The 19,991-nt window shown below is 55.8% G+C and carries 13 protein-coding genes and 1 riboswitch; of the genes, 6 read left to right on the plus strand and 7 right to left on the minus strand.

Going from position 1 to position 19,991, the window contains the following annotated elements; translation table 11 throughout:
- Positions 1–92: 92 nt before the first annotated feature.
- The 3 genes from A0U94_RS04745 (at position 93) to A0U94_RS04760 (ending at position 5,551) form a co-directional block, all read left to right on the plus strand.
- Complete coding sequence (locus tag A0U94_RS04745) at positions 93–2,219, plus strand: M3 family metallopeptidase (protein ID WP_077803848.1); 2,127 nt, start codon at positions 93–95, stop codon at positions 2,217–2,219.
- A 69-nt stretch (positions 2,220–2,288) separates the two neighbouring features.
- A complete protein-coding gene (locus A0U94_RS16040; protein WP_244178069.1) occupies positions 2,289–3,848 on the plus strand; it encodes a hypothetical protein in 1,560 nt (519 codons plus the stop codon).
- A 14-nt stretch (positions 3,849–3,862) separates the two neighbouring features.
- On the plus strand, positions 3,863–5,551 hold the full coding sequence (locus tag A0U94_RS04760; RefSeq protein WP_077803850.1) for a M28 family metallopeptidase: 1,689 nt from the start codon (positions 3,863–3,865) through the stop codon (positions 5,549–5,551).
- Between the two features lie 19 nt (positions 5,552–5,570).
- Here the strand turns inward: A0U94_RS04760 and A0U94_RS04765 are convergent, their stop codons facing one another.
- Entirely contained in the window at positions 5,571–6,482 is a 912-nt protein-coding gene (locus tag A0U94_RS04765) for a LysR family transcriptional regulator (protein WP_062028882.1), read from the minus strand.
- Positions 6,483–6,588: 106 nt separating this feature from the next.
- On the opposite strand from A0U94_RS04765, the gene A0U94_RS04770 reads away from it, so the two are divergent.
- Positions 6,589–7,401 carry a DODA-type extradiol aromatic ring-opening family dioxygenase gene (locus tag A0U94_RS04770; protein ID WP_077802600.1) on the plus strand — a complete coding sequence of 271 codons (813 nt, stop codon included), beginning with the start codon at positions 6,589–6,591 and terminating at the stop codon, positions 7,399–7,401.
- 37 nt (positions 7,402–7,438) lie between these two features.
- Positions 7,439–8,050 (plus strand): YceI family protein, encoded by a 612-nt coding sequence (locus A0U94_RS04775; RefSeq protein ID WP_077802601.1) that lies wholly within the window; start codon positions 7,439–7,441, stop codon positions 8,048–8,050.
- 64 nt (positions 8,051–8,114) lie between these two features.
- On the opposite strand, the gene A0U94_RS04780 is transcribed toward A0U94_RS04775, so the two are convergent.
- The 6 genes from A0U94_RS04780 to A0U94_RS04805 form a co-directional block, all read right to left on the minus strand.
- Positions 8,115–9,407 carry an MFS transporter gene (locus tag A0U94_RS04780; protein WP_077803851.1) on the minus strand — a complete coding sequence of 431 codons (1,293 nt, stop codon included), beginning with the start codon at positions 9,405–9,407 and terminating at the stop codon, positions 8,115–8,117.
- Between the two features lie 120 nt (positions 9,408–9,527).
- On the minus strand, positions 9,528–11,369 hold the full coding sequence (locus tag A0U94_RS04785; protein ID WP_244178113.1) for a hypothetical protein: 1,842 nt from the start codon (positions 11,367–11,369) through the stop codon (positions 9,528–9,530).
- 399 nt (positions 11,370–11,768) lie between these two features.
- The gene (locus A0U94_RS04790) at positions 11,769–12,902 is read right to left on the minus strand and encodes a cupin domain-containing protein (RefSeq protein ID WP_077802603.1); all 1,134 of its coding nucleotides are present in this window, start codon (positions 12,900–12,902) and stop codon (positions 11,769–11,771) included.
- Between the two features lie 48 nt (positions 12,903–12,950).
- A complete protein-coding gene (locus tag A0U94_RS04795; RefSeq protein WP_077802604.1) occupies positions 12,951–13,691 on the minus strand; it encodes a YoaK family protein in 741 nt (246 codons plus the stop codon).
- Between the two features lie 330 nt (positions 13,692–14,021).
- The gene (locus tag A0U94_RS04800) at positions 14,022–15,662 is read right to left on the minus strand and encodes an ABC-F family ATP-binding cassette domain-containing protein (protein WP_062028892.1); all 1,641 of its coding nucleotides are present in this window, start codon (positions 15,660–15,662) and stop codon (positions 14,022–14,024) included.
- Between the two features lie 105 nt (positions 15,663–15,767).
- A complete protein-coding gene (locus A0U94_RS04805) occupies positions 15,768–18,404 on the minus strand; it encodes a M1 family metallopeptidase (protein WP_244178070.1) in 2,637 nt (878 codons plus the stop codon).
- A 173-nt stretch (positions 18,405–18,577) separates the two neighbouring features.
- Positions 18,578–18,656: riboswitch (Fluoride riboswitch) on the plus strand.
- Positions 18,657–18,692: 36 nt separating this feature from the next.
- On the opposite strand from A0U94_RS04805, the gene A0U94_RS04810 reads away from it, so the two are divergent.
- Positions 18,693–19,991 carry a voltage-gated chloride channel family protein gene (locus tag A0U94_RS04810; protein ID WP_077802606.1) on the plus strand — a complete coding sequence of 433 codons (1,299 nt, stop codon included), beginning with the start codon at positions 18,693–18,695 and terminating at the stop codon, positions 19,989–19,991.

Raw genomic sequence — 19,991 nt, forward strand, 5'->3', positions numbered from 1 at the left:
TTGCGCCTTTTCCAAAGGCAGGGGCATGCGTTTGACGATCTGTCGTGAAGGCCATACGGTTCGACACCATCACGAATGTCACAGGCGATTTCATGGCTTTCAATTTCAGGCTCGCCGCAGTTGCTGCGGTTTCGGCTTTCTCTCTTTCTGCTGAAGCCCATGCGGCTGCGACGAACCCGTTTTTTTCGGCAAGTACGCTGCCTTTTCAGGCGCCCCGCTTCGATCAGATCAAGGACAGCGACTACGCCCCGGCGTTCGAACGCGGCATGGCCGAGCATCTGCACGAGATCAATGCGATTGCCAATAATCGCGCGGCCCCGACCTTTGACAACACCGTTGAAGCGATGGAGCGGGCAGGTCAGACGCTCAACCGCGTACAGATGACGTTCTATGGCGTCTATCAGGCCAATACGAACGATGCGCTGGACAAGGTGCAGAGTGCGGAAGCCCCGCGTCTGACGGCTCATGAAGATGAAGTCTATCTCAACGCAAAGCTCTTTGCGCGTGTGAAATCGCTTTATGACCGCCGGGAAAAGCTGACACTGACGCCCGAACAGGCGCAGCTCCTCGATATTTATTATCAGCAGTTCGTACATGCCGGAGCGCAGCTTTCTGCGGCTGACAAAACGAAGCTGCGTGCGATCAATACGCGGCTGTCCAATCTCGAAACGCAGTATGAGCAGAAGCTGATTGCGAGCGCCAAAGCGGGTGCGCTGGTCGTGGATAACGAGAAAGCGCTGGCGGGTATGGACGCGAATGCGATCGCCTCCGCCGCCAAGGCTGCGCAGGAGCGCAAACTCACGGGCAAGTGGGTTATCCCGCTTCAGAACACGACGCAGCAGCCTGATCTCTCATCCCTGACCGACCGCGATACGCGAAAGGCCCTTTTTGACCAGAGCTGGACGCGGGCGGAAAAGGGAGATGAGAACGACACCCGCGCCACGATTGCTGAACTGGCGCAGCTTCGGGCACAGAAAGCCGCACTTTTCGGATATCCGAATTTTGCTGCCTATACCCTGTATGACCAGATGGCCAAGACGCCGGAAGCCGCTGAAAACTTCATGCAGCAGCTTGTCCCGGCAACAGCTGCGGAACAGAAACGCGAAGCAGCGGTTCTTCAGGAGACCATTCGCAAGGATGGCGGCAGGTTTGATCTGAAGCCCTGGGACTGGGAGTATTATTCCGGTCAGGTACGCCGTGCGAAGTACAATCTCGATCAGGATGAGATCAAACCGTATTTCGAACTCAAAACGGTCCTGACAGATGGCGTGTTCTTCGCTGCCAATCAGCTCTATGGCATTACATTTCAGCAGCGGACGGACATTCCTGCTTATCAGCCGGATGTCATGGTCTTCGAAGTTCATGACAAGGACGGTTCTCCGCTTGGTCTGATGTATTTCGATTACTTCAAGCGGGATAACAAGTCGGGCGGTGCCTGGATGTCCAACTTTGTCGGGCAGTCGAAGCTGCTGGGAACGAAGCCGGTCATCTATAACGTTGCCAACTTCACCAAGGCCGCTCCAGGTCAGCCGCAGCTCATCACCTCCGATGATGTGACGACCATGTTCCACGAATTCGGCCATGCCCTGCACGGCCTGTTTGCGGACCAGACGTATCCGTCGCTTTCCGGCACCAGCGTGGCACGGGATTTCGTGGAGTTTCCGTCCCAGTTCAACGAGAACTGGGCGCTGGATCCGAAGGTCCTGTCGCATTACGCCCGCCACTACAAGACTGGGGCTCCGATGCCGGCAGCGCTGGTTGAGAAAATCCGCAAGGCTGCGCATTTCAATCAGGGCTATGCACTTGGTGAAATCGTCGCCGCAGCCGAACTGGATATGAAATGGCACGGCCTGCCAGCCTCGGCTCCGCGTCAGGATGTGGATAAATTTGAAAGCGAAGCGCTGAACGGCACGGGGCTGGACGTTGCAGCCGTTCCCCCGCGTTATCGTTCCAGCGATTTCCTGCATATCTGGTCCAATGGCTATTCCGCTGGTTATTACGCCTATCTGTGGACGGAAATGCTGGATCAGGACGCGTTTGCCTGGTTTCAGGATCACGGCGGTCTGACGCGTGAGAATGGACAGCGCTTTCGCGACATGATCCTCTCAAAGGGGCATACGATGGATTACGGCCCGATGTTCAAAGCCTTCTACGGCAAGGATCCTGACATCACCCCGATGCTTGTTCATCGTGGTCTTGTGTCTGAATCGGGCAAGTAATCGCGGTCGGGAAGAAATTACAATTTTCTTCCTGACTTTTCATACAGGACTCAGGAGCAGACGATATTGATGCGCAGAATGAATGTCATGTCGTCTTGCGGTCCGCTTCTGGCATTTCTGGGTGTACTGTATTTCAGCCTTAAAGCGTTCTATGGCCTCGGAGCACCATCTTTCGGAGATGAGTCCGGACATATGCTGGGTGGATTGGCCATAGCGAAAGGTGATATCCTGTATCGGGACTACATTGACGCTCATGGCCCCCTGATTTTCATTCTGTCCTGGAGTGTCGGTCTGTTTGCCGACTTCCGTCACGCGTATCTGATGCGTCTTGTTCCTATCCTCTGTACGATAGGAACTGCCCTTGCAGTATTCTATTCTCCGGTACTTCAGAAAAATTCTGCCCGGTTTCTTGCCGTTGGCATGTGGCTTGCCGCGATGGCTGCTCAGTGGACGGTTCAGGCTTTCAACATGGACAGCTACTGGACTGTTGGCGGGGATCTTCTCGGCTGTGTAACGGCGCTGGTAGCTCTCCCGCTATTGCTGGGAGAAGACATTGGGAGATGGCAGGCGCGATGCGGGGGCGCCTGCCTCGCTCTTCTGCCTCTGACAGCCTATTCCTTTGCTCCAACTGTTGTCCTGATGGGCTTGTCTGTTCTGGCTGTACGCCGTCCCGGATACGGAAAGGCTGTTCCTCACCTTCTCGCCGGGGGCGGGGTCGCAATTGGTGTCTGTCTGTTCTGGATGTTGCTTTATGGTGATCTGGGGGGGATGATCGCCTATCACTTCATTGCAAACCAGTTCTATTATGCCCCCTATATCGACGTCGGTCCGGGACCGCTGGCCCGAAGCCTCATACCGTCGTTTCAACAGGCCGCCCTTGTCCAGTCTCTGGCTACGATCTGTTTCTATTGTGGGGATATCCTTCTCTTTGCGGCATCCCGGCACCGGCTGGCCGTACTGTTATTCTTGGGCGCTGTGCTCATGACACAGGTGCGTGGGGCGATGGGCTTTCAGGACGGCACATTCGTCATGGGCGCCCTTACGCTTTGCGTTCTCATGGTGATACGGATTGCACAGTCGCGCGAGACCATAGGCGTTCTGATTGCGGCATTGTTCTGCATCATGTTTGTCGCGGGCCTGCGGCAGGCAACGTCTTCCCCCTATGCAATGAACCGTGAGCAGCAGCGGGAGGTCGGTTTTCATCCAATTCGTGAGAATACGGATGTCGGCTTTGTTAAAGTTATCCAGAAATACTCCGATCCGAAGGAGCGTATTCTGGTTATTCCATATAATCCGGATGTCTATATTTATGCAGGTCGCCTCTCCATGAGAAAATATCATGAATATCTTCCATGGGAAGCAGATTATGCCCGCCACCCATGGTTTGAATATAAGCGCGATTTGTGTGTGGATCTCTCCGCTGATCTTCCTCCCGTTATATATTTTGATGATTACCGTGTCTGGGGACGATGGAGCGCAACGGATTACATGCCCTGCGTTCTGAAAGTTCTCGCGCACGACTATCAGCGGGATCCGGTTGAAAAGAGCGTCTATATCCGTCGTGATCGGCTGGATCGCGACATTATCAAGACCGGGAACCCGGCCTTACAGTCTCAAAATACCCAATGAAAGTAATGCCTGTCATGAAGCAGAAAACCTTTTCCCGCCGCATTCTCTTTCTTGCCACCGCGCTGACGGCCGGTCTGCTGAATCCCGTCGCGGGATACGCTGATCCTTCAGCAGATATCAGTCCGTCGCGGATGTCGGAAGCAATGAAGGTTTTGTCTTCGGACCGGTTTGAAGGCCGTGCTCCGGGAACGGAAGGGGAGAAGGTTACGATTCCCTGGCTGATCGAACAATACAAGGCGCTGGGACTTGAGCCTGCGGGCGAAAATGGCGGATGGACGCAGGATGTCCCCATGCTTCGAACCAGAACAGGTGCGACGGGATCTGTTGCGGCCCGGACTGGCGGCAAAACGCTTTCTCTTGCTCAGATGAAGGATATCTACCTCTCGACCCTGTTGCCCGAGGATCGGCTGGCCGTCAAAAATGCGCCAATGGTTTTTGTCGGCTACGGTGTCCATGCGCCGGAGCGCCACTGGGATGATTTCAAGGGTGTGGATCTCAAGGGCAAGGTCGCGATTTTCCTCGTGAACGACCCTGATTTCGATGCCGCCCCCGGCGAGCCCGTTTCAGGACGTTTTGGCGGAAAAACCATGACGTATTACGGCCGCTGGACCTATAAATACGAGGAAGCGGCCCGCCGTGGTGCCGTTGCGGCTTTGATCGTCCATGATACGGCTGGCGCTTCCTATCCGTGGAGCACCGTGATCGCGCCGGGTGGTGAAGCCTATGATGTGGAACATGCGGCGAGCGAAAGCCGCCCCGTACCCGTTCAGGGCTGGCTTGAGGGCAAAGCCGCGAATGCACTGTTCCGGCAGGCGGGGCTGGATCTTGAAACGCTTCGCATCAAGGCACGCTCGGAGGATTTCCGGCCGGTCACGCTAAAACATACGGCATTCTCGGCCGATCTTCCGGTCACGGTTGACCGCCTCAAGAGCCAGAACGTGCTCGCCAAGATCACGGGGGCGAAATATCCGGATGAGACGGTCATGTTCGGTGCCCATTGGGATGCTTACGGCAAGAGCACGGATGCGCAGGGCAATACGGTCATCAGGCGGGGTGCGATTGACGATGGCTCCGGCATTGCCGCGCTTTTTGAAATCGCCCGTGCTTTTAAGGCAGGGCCGAAACCCGATCGGACGGTCCGTTTCGCCGCCTGGACGGGCGAGGAGCGGGGCCTGCTGGGTTCAGGATGGTATGTGGCCCATCCGTTGGCCCCGCTGGATAAGACCGCGGCCAACCTGACGATGGATGTCCTGCAGATGGCCGGCCCTGCGCATAACGCCTTCATTATCGGCGCAGGTCAGAACACCCTGCAGGACCAGTTTGCGGCTGCGGCATCGCTTCAGGGACGCACGACCCAGCCGGAAGCGATGCCAGAACGCGGGGCGTTTTACCGCGCCGATCATCTGCCGTTCGCACGCGCGGGTGTGCCGGTTCTTGCGGTGATGGACATGGCCGGGAAGTTCGATCTCGTGAAAGGTGGGACGGAAGCAGGCGGCAAATGGCTGACGGCTTACATGGCCTGCTACCATCAGGCCTGCGACGCCTGGAGCCCGGACTGGGATGTCAGGGGCGCTGCGCAGGACGTCTGGGCCGTCTGGAAAGTCGGACATGACGTGGCGTTTTCGCATGACTGGCCGCAGTGGAATGCTGGTTCGGAATTCGCTGCGATCCGTCAGAAAACCGCGCCTTCGACTGTTCACTAACCCGTCTTTGCCGGTTCCGTCAGAGTGTCCAGGGCGGGACCGGCCCATACTGTTCCAGCAGAAAATCAATCATCGCCCGGATTTTGAGCGGGACATGGGGTGTCGGGGCATACACTGCGTGCAGTTCCGGCCCTGTCATCGTGGGCACGTCCAGTGACAGGGGCACCAGCCTGCCGGATTTCAGTTCTTCCGAAACGATGAAAAGCGGCTGATAGATGATCCCCTGTCCCGCAACGGCGGCCTCTCGCAGAATATCGCCATTATTGGCGCTCATCGGCCCGCTGACCATGACAGTCCGTTCGCCTTTGGGGCCAAAACTCCAGCGGGTCGCGCCAATCTCCTGGCCCAGGGTGTAGCCCAGACACTGATGCTCCTGAAGTTCGGCGATGGTGTGAGGCGTGCCATGCCGTTTGAGATAGGATGGTGCGGCACAGACCACGAAATCTATCTGAGCCAGCGGGCGCGAGCGTAATGCGCTTGGCGGCATTCGCCCGATACGAAGGGTCAGGTCCCACCCCTCCGTGATCGGATCAATCCTGCGGTCATCAAGTCCGAGTTCAACCGTAACGAGGGGATGGCGCTGGCTGAATTGCGGCATGATCGGGCCGACATGCCGGATAGCGAACGAGACCGGCGCATTCAGTCGCAGAACGCCCCGGGGTTCCTGATTTTCGGCCGAGACTTCCTGCTCCATGTCTTCAAGATCCGTGAGGATCTTCTGGGCGCGGATCAGCAACAGACGTCCAGGTTCCGTCAGCGAGAGCCTGCGGGTGCTGCGATGAAAGAGCGAGATGCCCAGCCGGCTTTCCAGAGCCGCGATGTGTTTCGTTACCATCGTCTGCGAAAGGCCAAGCGAGCGGGCAGCTCCGGAAAAGCTTCCCTGAGCCACAACCTTTGCAAACACCTGCATGCTGGCGAAACGATCAAGCATTTATCTCACACTCCTGGTGTCAGATCATTTTCCAAAACAGGGAATTATTCTTTCCCGGAGAGGGTGGCAACATCCGTTTTGCCGAATAAAGAGGGAGGTTGTGAAGATGTTGCAGGAAAATCAGGAGAGCCGACAGCCTGTTCTCTTTCTGCCGCATGGCGGTGGCCCATGCTTCTTCATGGAATGGGGAAGCACATGGGACCGCATGGCAGCCTATCTTCGCTCTGTCAGTGGAACGCTTCCCCGTCGGCCGGATGCGATTGTCGTCATGTCCGGGCACTGGGAAACGGACGGGATGCGTGTCGGGTCGGCGCCTCATCCGTCGCTGATCTATGACTATTACGGTTTTCCTCCTCACACCTATCAGCTTGAATATCCCGTGCCGGGTGCGCCTGATGTCGCAGCGAAGGTGCTCGGTCTTCTGAGCGCTGCGGGTGTTTCCTGCGCCGCAGACCCGGAGCGGGGGCTGGATCATGGGGTGTTCATTCCGTTCATGCTGGCATTTCCCGACGCCAGTGTCCCGGTTGTGGAAATTTCTCTTCCCAGAACGATGGGCGCAGCGGATGTCCTGCAGCTTGGGCAGGTTCTGGAGCCTTTGCGGACCGAAAACATCCTGCTGCTGGGCACCGGCATGACGTATCATAACATGCGTTATCTGATGCGGCCGGATGCTGTGTCAGATGCCCGGTCCGTCGCGTTTGATACCTGGCTTCAGAACGCGATTGAAGCGCCTTCCGACCTTCGCAGAAGTCGCCTTGTGGACTGGGAGCGTGCTCCTTTCGCACATGATTGCCACCCTGAGCCGGAGCATCTCCTGCCGTTGATGTTTGCCGCCGGTGCGGCGGGAACTGATGCAGGGCATCGTGATTATAGCGATGTCATCATGGGAAAAGCCCTCTCCGGTTTCCGGTTTGGCTGACGCCTTTACCTTCACACATATGAAAGATCGCAAGCCCATGAACACATATTTTTTCAAGAACGCCGGCGCAGTCTTCGCCGCGGCACTTCTGTCTTCCAGCGCTTTCGCCGCCACGCCAGCAAGCGTGCCGTCAGGTGCCTATTCGGTCGAGACCAGCCATACGCAGATCGGGTTTTCCGTCCTGCATTTTGGTTTCACCTATTATTCCGGCCAGTTCTCTGGCGTTACGGGAACGCTCCAGCTTGATTCGGCCCATCCCGATGCCTCGCATCTGAACGTGACCATTCCGGTTTCAAGCGTCTCGACCACCAGCACGGTTCTGACGGGTGAACTCAAGAACAGCGAGTGGTTCGATGTTGCGAAATATCCGGAGGCAACGTTCGTCTCCACACAGGTTCGCCAGACCGCCGCGGATGAAGCGCTGGTCACCGGGAATCTGACGCTGCATGGCGTGACGCATCCGGAAGTTCTGCACGTCCATTTCGTGGGAGCCGGCGTCAATCCGATGGACAAAGCCTATACGGTTGGTTTTCAGGCACAGGCAACAATCCATCGGAGCGATTTTGGGGTAAAGAAATATGTCCCCTATGTCGGCGATGATGTGACGCTGACGATTGCCGGAGCGTTTGAAAAGACTGCCGGAAAGTAACGCGCATAAAAAAACGGCCCATGAAGATGGGCCGTTTTTCGTTTTTTCAGTCTGTCTGGAACACTCAGGATGCCTTGCGCACTTTCCAGCCAGTTTCCTTGAGACAGAAGCCCAGACCGATGGCAATTCCGATCCCGATGACCAGGGGCAGGAAGGCCGTATGGAACTGCTCCATCGTTTCCGGCGCAGTCTTGCCCATCAGGGCGGACACGAGCGGGGACATGATCCCGGTCGTCCCGAAAACAAGGAAGTTCATGACGCCTGCGGCCGTTCCCTTGACCTCTGGCGGATTGACTTCCTTCATCGAAGAGAACGGGATCATGGCAGCACCTGACGCAATCCCCATGACCAGCGCTACGGAATAGTGCGGCAGCACCCCGACCGGGACATAAAGGGCACAGAGCGAGGCCGCCAGCAGAACCACCGCGCCGCCGATCAGAACAGGTTTGCGGCGACCGATCTTGTCGGAAATCCAGCCCAGAAGCGGGCAGCCAATGACCCACCCGATGGGGACCATCGAGACGTCCGTGGCCGCAAAACCCATTGTCGTATGCTCGCCCTTGCTCAGCATCAGCGCCCCCCAACCCAGTGCGCCAATCGTTGTCGGGACGAACAGCAGACCACCGGCAAGTCCTGCGATCCAGCTCTGCGGATTGGAGAAAATGATTTTGAACGGGCGCATCAGGTTGGCAACGGACATGTCGCCATGATGATGGTCGCTGTCTCCCGTATCGCGCGGCATGACGAAAAAGACGGCAACAGCAAGCAGAAGGCCGATAGCGCCGAAGCCCAGCCAGACAGACTGCCAGGGAATGTGGAACGAGCCGTGCGGATCAATCAGGATGCGGGTCGGCTTGGAGCCAAATGCGGCTCCTGCCATGCCCATGCACTGGGTTAAACCCACGAAAAGCGCCAGTGTCCGGGCTGGAAGATAACGCGCGGCAACGTAAGAAGCGCCCACAAAAGCACAGATCGCGCCAATGCCCTGAATGATGTAACCACCAATCCCGGCGACCAGACTGCCCTGACCGAAAATCAGGCATCCGACGCCGGTTACGGCAATGAACATCGGCATGATTGCATGCGCGCCATACCGGTCCAGCAGCACACCTACAGCCAAAGCCATCAGCGCGTAGACAATATAATAGGATGCAATCATCAAACCGAGATGGCTGTTGCCCCAGGCCTGCGTCAGTTCATCCTGCATGATCCCAGGAGCGGAGCGGATGGCATACTGATAGAAGTAGAACAGCGCGCACAGGAACCACGACAGCACATAAAGCGGCTGAAGTTTCTGCGGTTGTGCCGGAGGTGGATTCAGAGGCCGGGGAGGCGCCTGAGATGTTGTGCCAGACATGAAATTCTCCAGGATGTCATGGATGGTCAATCGGACCGGAAACCATGACCGTGAGGGGCGCAAAGTCTTGAGCGGGAAAGCGAAATTCTGTTTCGGGGGGTAAGAGTATTTCTCCAGACATCATTGCTGGAACGGGTAATATCGGAATGTCACATACACCGTATGGCCATAGGTTGTAGGATCGACAGCATGGCCTGCACCGTCATTACCCTTGAAGGCGAACTTCCGGATATAGGTGTACTGAAGCCCGCCCATGACACTGCCGTAATGGCCGTCCAGAAAATGCCACCAGCCGCCCGTTGTCAGGGAAGCCAGCGTTTTTGTCTGGGCGGAACATGTTCCGAATTCGTATTCACAGCCGGACAGGTTCAGATCCGTCGCGCCATAACCGTGCTGAAGTCCGTCCGCGCCGAGATAGGTCCGACGGCCCGCGCTTTCCACGCCCCCATAGGTGTAGAGCAGAACGGAGCGTGCCGGATGGCCCACAAGTCCAAGCGACCCCATGATTTCCGGGACAGGGCTGGGATTTCCGTTTTGATCGAATGTCGTATCGGGAATGAGGGTTGGTCCGTAACGTCCCACGCCCTGACCTGCCAGTACGTTACCGGTCAACTGTAGCTTGTCCGTCCCGAGCGGTACGGTCATGCCTGCACCGACGCCGCCGCCGAACTGGGTGCTTTTATGGGTATGATTCTCGCCTGCAGGCTGAATCAGCCCTCGGAACCAGCGGGCCAGACCAAAGACTTCGTAATGCCCGAAAGACGTATCGACAGCCGTCTTGAGAACGATGTCAGGCGCAGGATTGTAGCTGTACTGCGTATTGGGATTCAGCAATACACCGCCTGCATTGGCGTAAAAGACGCGCGGTCCGGCCACGCGACCATAGCTTGCGGGAAGGATGCCGCCTGAACTGAGGGAGTCTGAAAAAGCCACGGTTGCCTGCGGGTCTTCAATGGACAGCGCCAGCCAGTACTTCTTATCCCAGTCCTTGGCGATCCGGATCTGGGGAACACGGGTGAAGGTGATGCCCGGGATCTGGTTGTTATCCGTAACGGCCGGAAGCTGTTCCTGACGGGGAATGACACCCTTGGCGTAGTTTGTCGTCAGGCTCCATGCCTGTCCCATGAGGACGTGCAAGCCCCAGTCTTTCTGGGTGAAGGTGAAATAGCCCTGACGCAGCCTGGGTGTATAACCGTTGATCTGCACACTGTTCGTCGTACCTCCGGAACCACCGAAATCTGCTTCAACATAGGCCTGAAGGCGGACGGCTTTGGTTGGATTTGCTTCCAGGAGTGTGGAAAAACGTGTGAGCTGCGCCGAGAAACGCTCTTCGCTCAGTCCGTGATTGGGGCTGTTGGCATAAGGAAAACCGTTCCACGCCGTCGCCGGGCCGCTGGTCAGGTTTGAACTCCTCCAGATATTGGAGAAGTCAATGAAGCCGCCGAGGCGAACGGTCAGATTGCCAATCTGGAACACAGGGGGAAGATGATCCACTTCCGTCTGTGTAATCGCGAGCGGGCTTGATGACGTCAGATCGATTGACGTCCTGTGGGCTTCATTATGCTGGTTTCCCAGCCACTGGAACAGGGGAGAAGGTGTCTGATGTGTGACGGCAGGGGCAGACGCAACAGCCGGCGCAGTGGCACCTGTCACACCAGATGGAGCGAAACCTGCTGTCGAAATTGGCATGATCCCGGGTGTTGGAGCGGTACGTGGTGCCCCCCCTACGCGGGCTTCTTCGATCCTCCCCGCTGTTGCTGTGTGGGCTGCGGGAGGTGTTTTTGTGGTGCCGGAATGTGCCGTGCGTGAAGGGGCTTTGGCGTGTCGACGCTCCTCAATAGCCTGCAACCGGCCTTCCAACATACGCATTTCGGCTTTGATGGCTGCCAGTTCCTGATCATCAGCGCTTTGGGCAAGTGCCGTCGCAGGACTCCCGATAAAAATGACGGCACCCAATAGCAGTCTGCACCGTCTGGGCAGGTGTTGCCCTACGATCCTCAGGCCACCAAAAGGAGACACACTCGGTCCTTTCCTAAATTCAACCGCGCCCTAGCGTCCGCTCCTCGCAAGAGCTATCGGCGGAGACCATCGCAAAGAATACTTACGCGGTTGTGGAAGTTTAAATATTGATTTGGGTCAATATATCAATATTTTTTGGAAATTATGGACTGTTTTATGGCTTGCTCTTCAGTATGGCCTGCGGAGACCCTGGCTGGTGGGTCTGCGCGTGCCAGGACGTGAGCAGCGTGTCGACGTTACAGATGTCGTGATTTACATCACCATGAGATGAGACATGCTACGCCGAAACGCTCATCAGTGAGTTTTCAGAAAGGATTTTGAAAAAGCACAAAAAATAACAGCCTATTTTTTGACAACGGGTTGCCGTGTAGTCCTGAGGTGGCTGACAAATTGATCATCAACTTCAAGGTGCCCTTTGACCAGATGAGCAGGTGTGAGCGCCAGCCAGTTGTTGAGTGAAATATCCTTATATTGGCCCGTATGGAAAACGTTGATAACCTTGACGGGCTCATCGCCAATGTTTTCAATATAATGTGCTAGCGTTCTTGGGACATACCCAACATCTCCGGGAACAAAATCAAATGTTCTTGCGTTATCGACAGCATCAAATACAGTCATTCGAGCTTTTCCGGAAATGTAATATTGTAGTTCATCCGCATCAGGGTGCCAGTGAACTTCGCGCATCCCGCCGGGCTCCAGATCAATAATCAAGGCAGCCAGTGTTGTTACGCTAAAATTGCGCGAGTCAATAACCTGCGTGGCTCCTCCCGGATAGGAGGTAGGCGGTGTTGCGGAAGCACGGAAAACATATTTGTCTGTAAAAGTTACGGCACCCAGATCCTGACGGACCTGCTCCAGCGGCGGGGGAACGGGCTGACGGAAAATATACTTCTCGTGCGCCGGTATATTGGCAAATGCAGCTTCCGGAACACCAAAATTTTTCGCAAGAACTTCACGAGGGATATGAGCAAATAATTCGGTTACCAAGAGTGTCTGATTTTCCGAAAAGTTACCATCGTTGAAGACAAGTACAAACTCGGTACCTTCTTCCAGCCCTTGAATGGCATGTGGAAAGCCAGCTGGTGCAAACCACAAATCACCCGGCTCCAGATCTTCGATCAGTGTCTGACGTTGATCATCTATCAGATAGAAGCGAACTTTCCCTTTGAGAACGTAAGCCCATTCTGCTTCTTTGTGCCAATGCATTTCACGCACGACCCCAGGGGGGAGGCGCATATTGACGATTGCGAGTTCTTTCAGCGCTCCCATTTCGCGACAGGTCACTTCCCTTGCCCATCCACCATCTTCAAGGCGGTTATGCGCCATCGCAAAAGGAAATTTCAGATTGGGGATCCCGCCCTTATCTGTCGTCGGGGGAAGAAAAATATCCGGGTTCTGCAGTTCAATTTCCGGATTTCGGGGGCCAACAATATCAGCTCCCTTAGAGCCCAGAATTGGCTGTTTCAAATTTTCCATCTGTAAGAACCTTGATTTGAAGGAATGTTAAAAAAATGATATATTTATTTAGACAAATGTGGCGCCAGTTCTCGGATCTGTATTTAAATTTGTTTTATTTGAAAAAATAGTAATTAACACAAGAGAAGCAATGGTTATTATCAATGATGTATTATTGCCTATATATTTATCACAAAAAAATCCAAGAGCGCCGCCACTGGCAAAACCAAACAGAACAAAGAAAAATATTCCTGCCCACATCAAATTGGACTCTCCATTAATTCCACCTTTTTTGAAAAAACTTTGAGCCATAAAATTAAAAGCCATTTGCACAACAAAAGTAACGGCAACATTTCCATAAAGCATTCCGTGGTCTTTGTGGAATGCGTTCCCCTGCATTCCTGCAACGAAACTGACAGCTACAGCTAAGAAAGCTAATGGGACTGTGTTTGAAAATGCAAAAACTGTAATAATAAATAGTAAAATACATTCAGACCATAAGACAATATTCGAGAAATTTCGTCCCTCTCTCATAAGCACCGTCATCAGTACGCCGCATAAGGCAGATCCCAAGCCGAATGCGATAATGGAGCTAAAGGCAAACCAGAATGCGACCCAGTCTCCCTGCACCAGGCGGTAACCAACCTGTATGACATTACCGGATTGGACGGTGGCGAAGGTTTGGGCATGAAAGAAGGTCCATGCGTTCATCAGCCCTGCACAGAATGCGAGACTGAAACCAATTTTTCTCTCCTCCATAAGAGGAAATATATTTTTCTGATCAGGAGTTTTATTATGTAAATCTATCATTTTAACTCCTTTTTAAAATAAAAAGAAAATACGTCTGTTTGTAATGTTAAGTTAAAAAACTATTAATTATCATAAATATTATGCATATTCCTTATTATGATTTTTGGAAAACGTTATCAACACTGATAAGTTTCTTCTGGTGTGTCTAATATTCTGATTTGATTTATATCAGGACTTGATAAGAGGCTGGAACGATCAGGGTGAGTCCGATCCCCATGTTCAAAAATCATCAGTATGATCGACAAAGTTGATGACCTTCAGCAGGCTGCGGTCATCAACTTTGCTTTTTGGAGATTTGAAAAATATTTCTAAATTTGTGTAATAAAGTCGTTATTTGTTCTTGTTTTTCTTGTTCTTTGAGCGTTTTTCTTTGGCTGCTTTCTGAGATGGAGCAGATGTTCCACCCTTGGCGCGTTCAATGACAAACTTTGCGTAATCGTCCATATCGCCGTCGAAAGGCACGATCTGGTTGTCCGCAGCCAGCCAGAGACGGTCCGCGACCAGTTCCATGAGCGAACGGTCATGAGTGATGAGAATGACTGCCCCTTCGTAATTGTTCAGTGCATCTAGGAGGGCGCGGCGGCTGTCGATGTCCAGATGGTTGGTTGGCTCATCAAGGATCAGCAGGTGCGGTGCAGCCATGGCTACCATGTTCAGCAGCAGGCGGGCACGCTCACCGCCTGAGAGGGCTTCGACCTTGGTGCCCTGTTTTTCGAAATGAATGCCGAACTGTGCAAGACGGGAGCGGTGGGACTGGTCACTGTCCACCGGACGCGCCTCGCGCATGATATCAAGCGGAGTCTGCTCCGGATCGAGTGCCTCGATCTGGTGCTGATGGAACCAGCCGACTTCAATACGGGGGGAACGGGAGACGTCTCCTGAACGGACTTCGAGAGCGCCTGCGATCATTTTCGCGAAAGTGGATTTACCGGCGCCGTTGACGCCCAGAAGACCGATGCGGTCATCCACATCCAGTCTGAGGTTCAGGTCGCGCAGAATGGCCGGGTCGTCTGCGTAGCCCACTTCGACGTTTTCCAGCCGGATCAGTGGGGGAGCGAGTGGACGGGCAGGAGAAGGGAGAAGAAATGGTGAGACCGAAGCCTCGATCGTGGTCTCGATCGGGGCCAGCTTGGCAAGGCGCTTGACGCGGCTCTGGGCCTGCGCGGCTTTGGCCGCGGAGGCCTTGAACCGGTCCACGAAGGACTGGAGATGCGCGCGCTCGGCTTCCTGCTTGGCGCGGGTGGCGCTTTGCAGGCGGATTTTCTCGGCTCGCTGACGCTCGAAATCGTCATATCCGCCCGTGTAGAGTTCCAGCTTGCCTTCCGTGACGTGCAGCGTGAAATCGACGGAATTGTTCAGCAGTTCGCGGTCATGGCTGATGATAAGAGCGGAATGGGGATAGCGTGCGAGGCGCGCTTCCAGCCACAGGGCGCCTTCGAGATCGAGATAGTTCGTCGGCTCATCGAGCAGCAGCAGATCGGGCTCGGCAAACAGCGCGGCAGCCAGGGCCACACGCATCCGCCAGCCGCCGGAGAATTCTGCCATTGGACGGTCGAGATCGGCCGTGGAGAAGCCCAGACCATTCAGGATCTCCGCAGCGCGGGAGGGGGCGCTGTCCGCGTCGATTTCGATCAGGCGCATCCAGATATCGCCCATCCGCTCCGGATCAGCCGTTTCCAGTTCGGCCATGAGGGCTGCGCGTTCCGTATCGGCTGCGAGGATCGTATCAATCAGGCTGATGGGAGTGGCAGGGTGTTCCTGATCTACAGTCGCAACACGGGCCGCGCGGGGGATGACGATATCACCGGAATCCGGCTGGAGCTCACCCTTGATCAGTTTGAAAAGCGTGGATTTTCCGACGCCGTTTCTGCCAACCAGCGACACCTTGGAGGGATTGGGAAGGTTCGCGCTTGCACGATTGAAGAACTGTCGTCCCCAGGCGTTGAAGACAAGGTTTTCGATCTGAAGCATGGGGCAGAATGGTCCGGTGGCGGGTAAAACGGGAGAGCCACGTCTATAGCAGTTTTCCCGCCCCGGACAGGGACGAGGCAGATCTTTTCCGCCTCGTTTAGCTGGTTAGTGGGTGTGAGAGGCGAGCCAGTCGTGGATCTGGCTCTGGGCGGCCTGAACGGCTTCCTTGCGGGCGGAAACGGCGTTGACCGCATGGGCCGTCGCGATTTTCGCACCGGTTGTTATGGTGGAAGACGGGTCTTTCTGAAGTTCGGCGAGGATGTCCGGGTTGTTGGAATGAGCCGCGATGGCAGGGAGGAATCCGTCCTGTGACCAGGGTGCGAGATGCGTGCGGATTTCGGCCTCGTGCTGGCGGACGAGCTTCCAGACGAGGTCCGGATTTTCGCTGGCGGATGCGATCGACGACAGCGCCATTGAAATACGACCGTTCGGAATGGCCCCGCTATAGGCCAGTTCGACGTTGCGGCGCATCAGATCAGGGTCCGTGGCGTTGGCGAGGGCCTGGAACAGGCGGAGTTTGAGCTCCGTGGCCTGCGTGTCACGGACTTTCTTGGCCATGATGTCGTAGGTCGCGGCATCGGCATGTTTCATCGCCAGTGCCGAGACCGTTCCCACCAGATCGGGGCGCAGGGAGGCCGGGTTCTTCAGCCATGCCGCGAAACGACGCTTTGCTTCTGCAAGAACGGCCGGATCGTTGAAATCTCCCAGAGCAGAAATCACGGACGGACGCAGCATCGTGTCCAGCACGCTTTCATGCGGCTTCTGATCCCAGCCCAGACGCTTCAGAACAGGGGCCAGACGGCTGCGGGCATAGGCTTGGAATGCGGCGCGGTCCGGGCTTCCGATTTCATAGGTGTCAAGCGTTTCCAGCTTGCCGATGATTTCCTCAAGTGTGGCGATATCGTGCTCATGCGCGGCTGTCAGGCGGTCCACGAGGTCAAAATAGGACGACAGGTTTCCATGGCCGGTACGAAACTGGGCGAACTGATCGCCAAGGATATTGGCGCGGTCCACGGGGGCAAATTTTGAAATCGAAGCGGCAATGGGTGCGAAAGCAATGTCGTCGTAATGCACGCGGTAATAGCCGCTCTCGCCCAGATCGAGCTTGAGGGGGGCATCGCAGCGGGGCAGCGTGAAAGTCACGGGCTCTGCGCCGAGGACGAGCTTTCTGGTTTCAAGTCCCGGACCGCCCGCAACGACGGGAATGTTCCAGGTCAGGGCTTTCGCATTCGGGTCGTGGATCGTGAAGCGGCTCTGCGTCAGGGTGTATGTCGTCTGGCCGTTCTGGCAGACCGCCGCGACATTGACCTGCGGGATGCCGGGCTGTTCGGTGAAGCTGCGTGCCACCTTGCCGACATCCTGCCCTGAGGCCTGTGACAGTGCATTCCACAGATCCTGACTGGTGGCGCTGCCAAACGCATGGGCTTTCATGTAGGCGCGCATTCCGTCACGGAAATGGTCTTCGCCCAGCCAGCCTTCCATCATGCGGATGACAAGTTCACCCTTGCCGTAGCTGATACCGTCAAACGCCGAATTGGCTTCGCTCACATTGTGAATGGTCTGCTGGATCGGATGGGTGGTGGACAGTGCATCCGTCGCCATCGTGCTTTCGCGGGTTTCATGCTGACGCGGCCAGATGTCCCACTCCGGGTTCATCTTGTCCGTCGCCTTGATTTCCATCCAGGATGCAAAGCCTTCGTTCAGCCAGATATTGTCCCACCAGCCCATGGTCACCAGATCGCCGGACCATTGGTGCGCCATTTCATGCGCGACAACTTCATAGATAAGTTCGCGGGTGCGGGGCGTGCTGTTCTTCGGATCGAACAGAAGGACGTTATCAATATAGGTCAGCGCACCCCAGTTCTCCATCGCGCCTGCCTGATAATTGCCCGGGATGGCCAGCATGTCCATTTTCGGCAGCGGGTACTTGATACCGAAATAGTCGTTGTAATAGGGCAGGATCTTTTCGGCAGCTCCCAAGGCATAGGTGCCCTGGTTCTCAAGGCCGCTCGGTGCGAAAACGCGGAGAGGGGTGCCATCTGCCTTGCCATCGACGGAGGCCATGTCGCCCGCCACCAGCGCCAGAAGATAGCTCGACATGCGAGGCGTCGGGGTAAAGGAAACGCGCTTTGTCTTTTCGTCCTGCTGTGTCGTGCCGATGATCGGCATGTTGCTCACGGCTGCGTATTCAAAAGGAAGCGTCACGTTTAGCTGGTAGGTCGCCTTGAAGGCCGGCTCGTCCCAGCCTGGGAACATCCGGCGAGCATCCGCGACTTCGAACTGCGTAACCAGCATCCGCTGCGGCTTGCCCTTGGGGTCCGTGTAGTCGTCGACGTAGATGCCGTTGGGCGTTTTCAGGATCGGCCCGGAATACTTGATCGCCAGAGTGTGCATCCCTGCCGGAACGGGGGCAGGGAAATGCAGTGTGACCGTTTCTGCGGTGTCATCCTGATGGATGACGGCTTTCTGGGAGTTGTCGAGCAGGGCGCTCGCGAGCTTGAGACCCGCCTGATTGAGCGTGATATCGGCAGTCGGAGTCTGAACTTCGATCCGGATGATTTCATCACCCTGAAGGGTCAGATGTTCCATGTCGGTTGTCAGGTCGATGACGTAATCCGTCGGTACAACGGTTTTGGGAAGCTGTCCCGGTGTTGTGGCGAAGGAAAAGGTTCCTTCGGCCTGCGCCGGAAGCGCAAAGGGCAGCCCTGCAAGAAGGGTCGTGAGAACCAGAAGGCGACGCATGATATGCAGCTCCCTAAATCAGCCGGATGGAAGGACGGATCGGGGCCGCCCGTTTTTGTTACAGTCACGGTGGCATACACCTGTCATGCTGGAAAGTGGCATCCCCTTAAAACCTTGTCATCTGCCTAGAGGCTGTATCTCTTGACAGATCGGGCGCTGAAGGGCTTTTTTGCCTGTCTGAAGGCAATGGATTCTGCCTGACCATCTGTGGTCGAACCGCTTCATCCGGAAGCTGATGATTCCTGTTTTAATGCCCTTCGGGGACAAGACAGGAGACCTGCGTCCACCATGAACGACGTTCAAAATCAATTCCGTTTTTCCAGTGTTCTCGGCTACTGCCGGATGCTCGCTGTCCTAGTGATGCTGTCAGTCTGCATCGGCAGTGTCTGCGCTCTGTTTCTGTGGCTTCTGGATGTTGTCACTGCCTGCAGGACCGCTCATCCGGGACTGCTGTTCGGGCTGCCTCTGGCGGGCGTGGCTGTCGGGCTGTGGTATTTTTGGTTCGGACGTGATGTGGAGGGTGGGGCGAACCTGATCGTGGATGAAATCCACGAGCCGGGCGCCGGAGTTCAACTCCGAATGGCGCCTTTCGTGCTGATCGCCACGGTTGTGAGCCATCTTTTCGGAGCCTCTGTCGGGCGGGAAGGGACAGCCATACAGGTTGGAGGCAGTCTGGCCAGTGCGACTGCGCGACTGTTCAGGCTTCGTCCTTCAGAAACCTGTGCCCTGCTCACCTGCGGCATTGCTGCCGGCTTTGGCTCAGTATTCGGAACCCCAGTTGCAGGAGCGGTTTTCGCTCTTGAAGTTCTGACACTCGGTCGGCTTGACTACCGCTTCCTTCTGCCTGCGGCTACGGCATCCATTATTGCAGACTGGTCCTGTCGCGCCTGGGGTGTGCACCATGTTTTTTATCCCCTGATGTTTCAGGGAACAGTGATGGCCGACGGCACGCTATGGCATGTCAATCCCGTGCTGGCTGCGAAGGTTGCCGGTGCGGCAGTAGTTTTTGGTCTGCTGAGCTGGATCTTTGCCGAAAGTGTGCACCGTCTGGCGGCAGTGATGAAAACAGTCTGTCCGAGAACATGGCTGCGACCAGCCATGGGCGGGATTGCGACCATTATTCTAGTCATGGTCGTTGGAAACAGGGATTATCTTGGGTTGGGGGTTCTTCCGGCAGAACCCGGCGGAGCGTCCATTGTCAGTTTTTTCGGACCTGCATTCTATCCGTGGTCCTGGCTCTGGAAGCTGGTGTTTACGGTCGTCGTTCTGGCGAGCGGGTTCAAGGGCGGCGAGGTGACGCCGTTGTTCTTTCTGGGGGCTGCGGCGGGCAATGTTCTGGCCCATGCACTGCATGTGCCGGTGGACCTGTTCGCTGCCGTGGGCTTTGTGTCGGTCTTTGCCGGAGCTGCGAACACGCCTTTGGCCTGTACCCTCATGGGCGTGGAGCTGTTTGGTGCCGCGGATATCGTCTATTTCGCGATCGGATGTTTCGTGGCCTGCGTCTGTTCGGGCAAAACCGGGATTTACCTCTCGCAGCGGGTCGGGACCATGACGCTGCGGGAGGCACGGAGCAGGATCAGAAACTGA

Source organism: Gluconobacter albidus (assembly GCF_002005485.1).
Taxonomy (GTDB): domain Bacteria; phylum Pseudomonadota; class Alphaproteobacteria; order Acetobacterales; family Acetobacteraceae; genus Gluconobacter; species Gluconobacter albidus.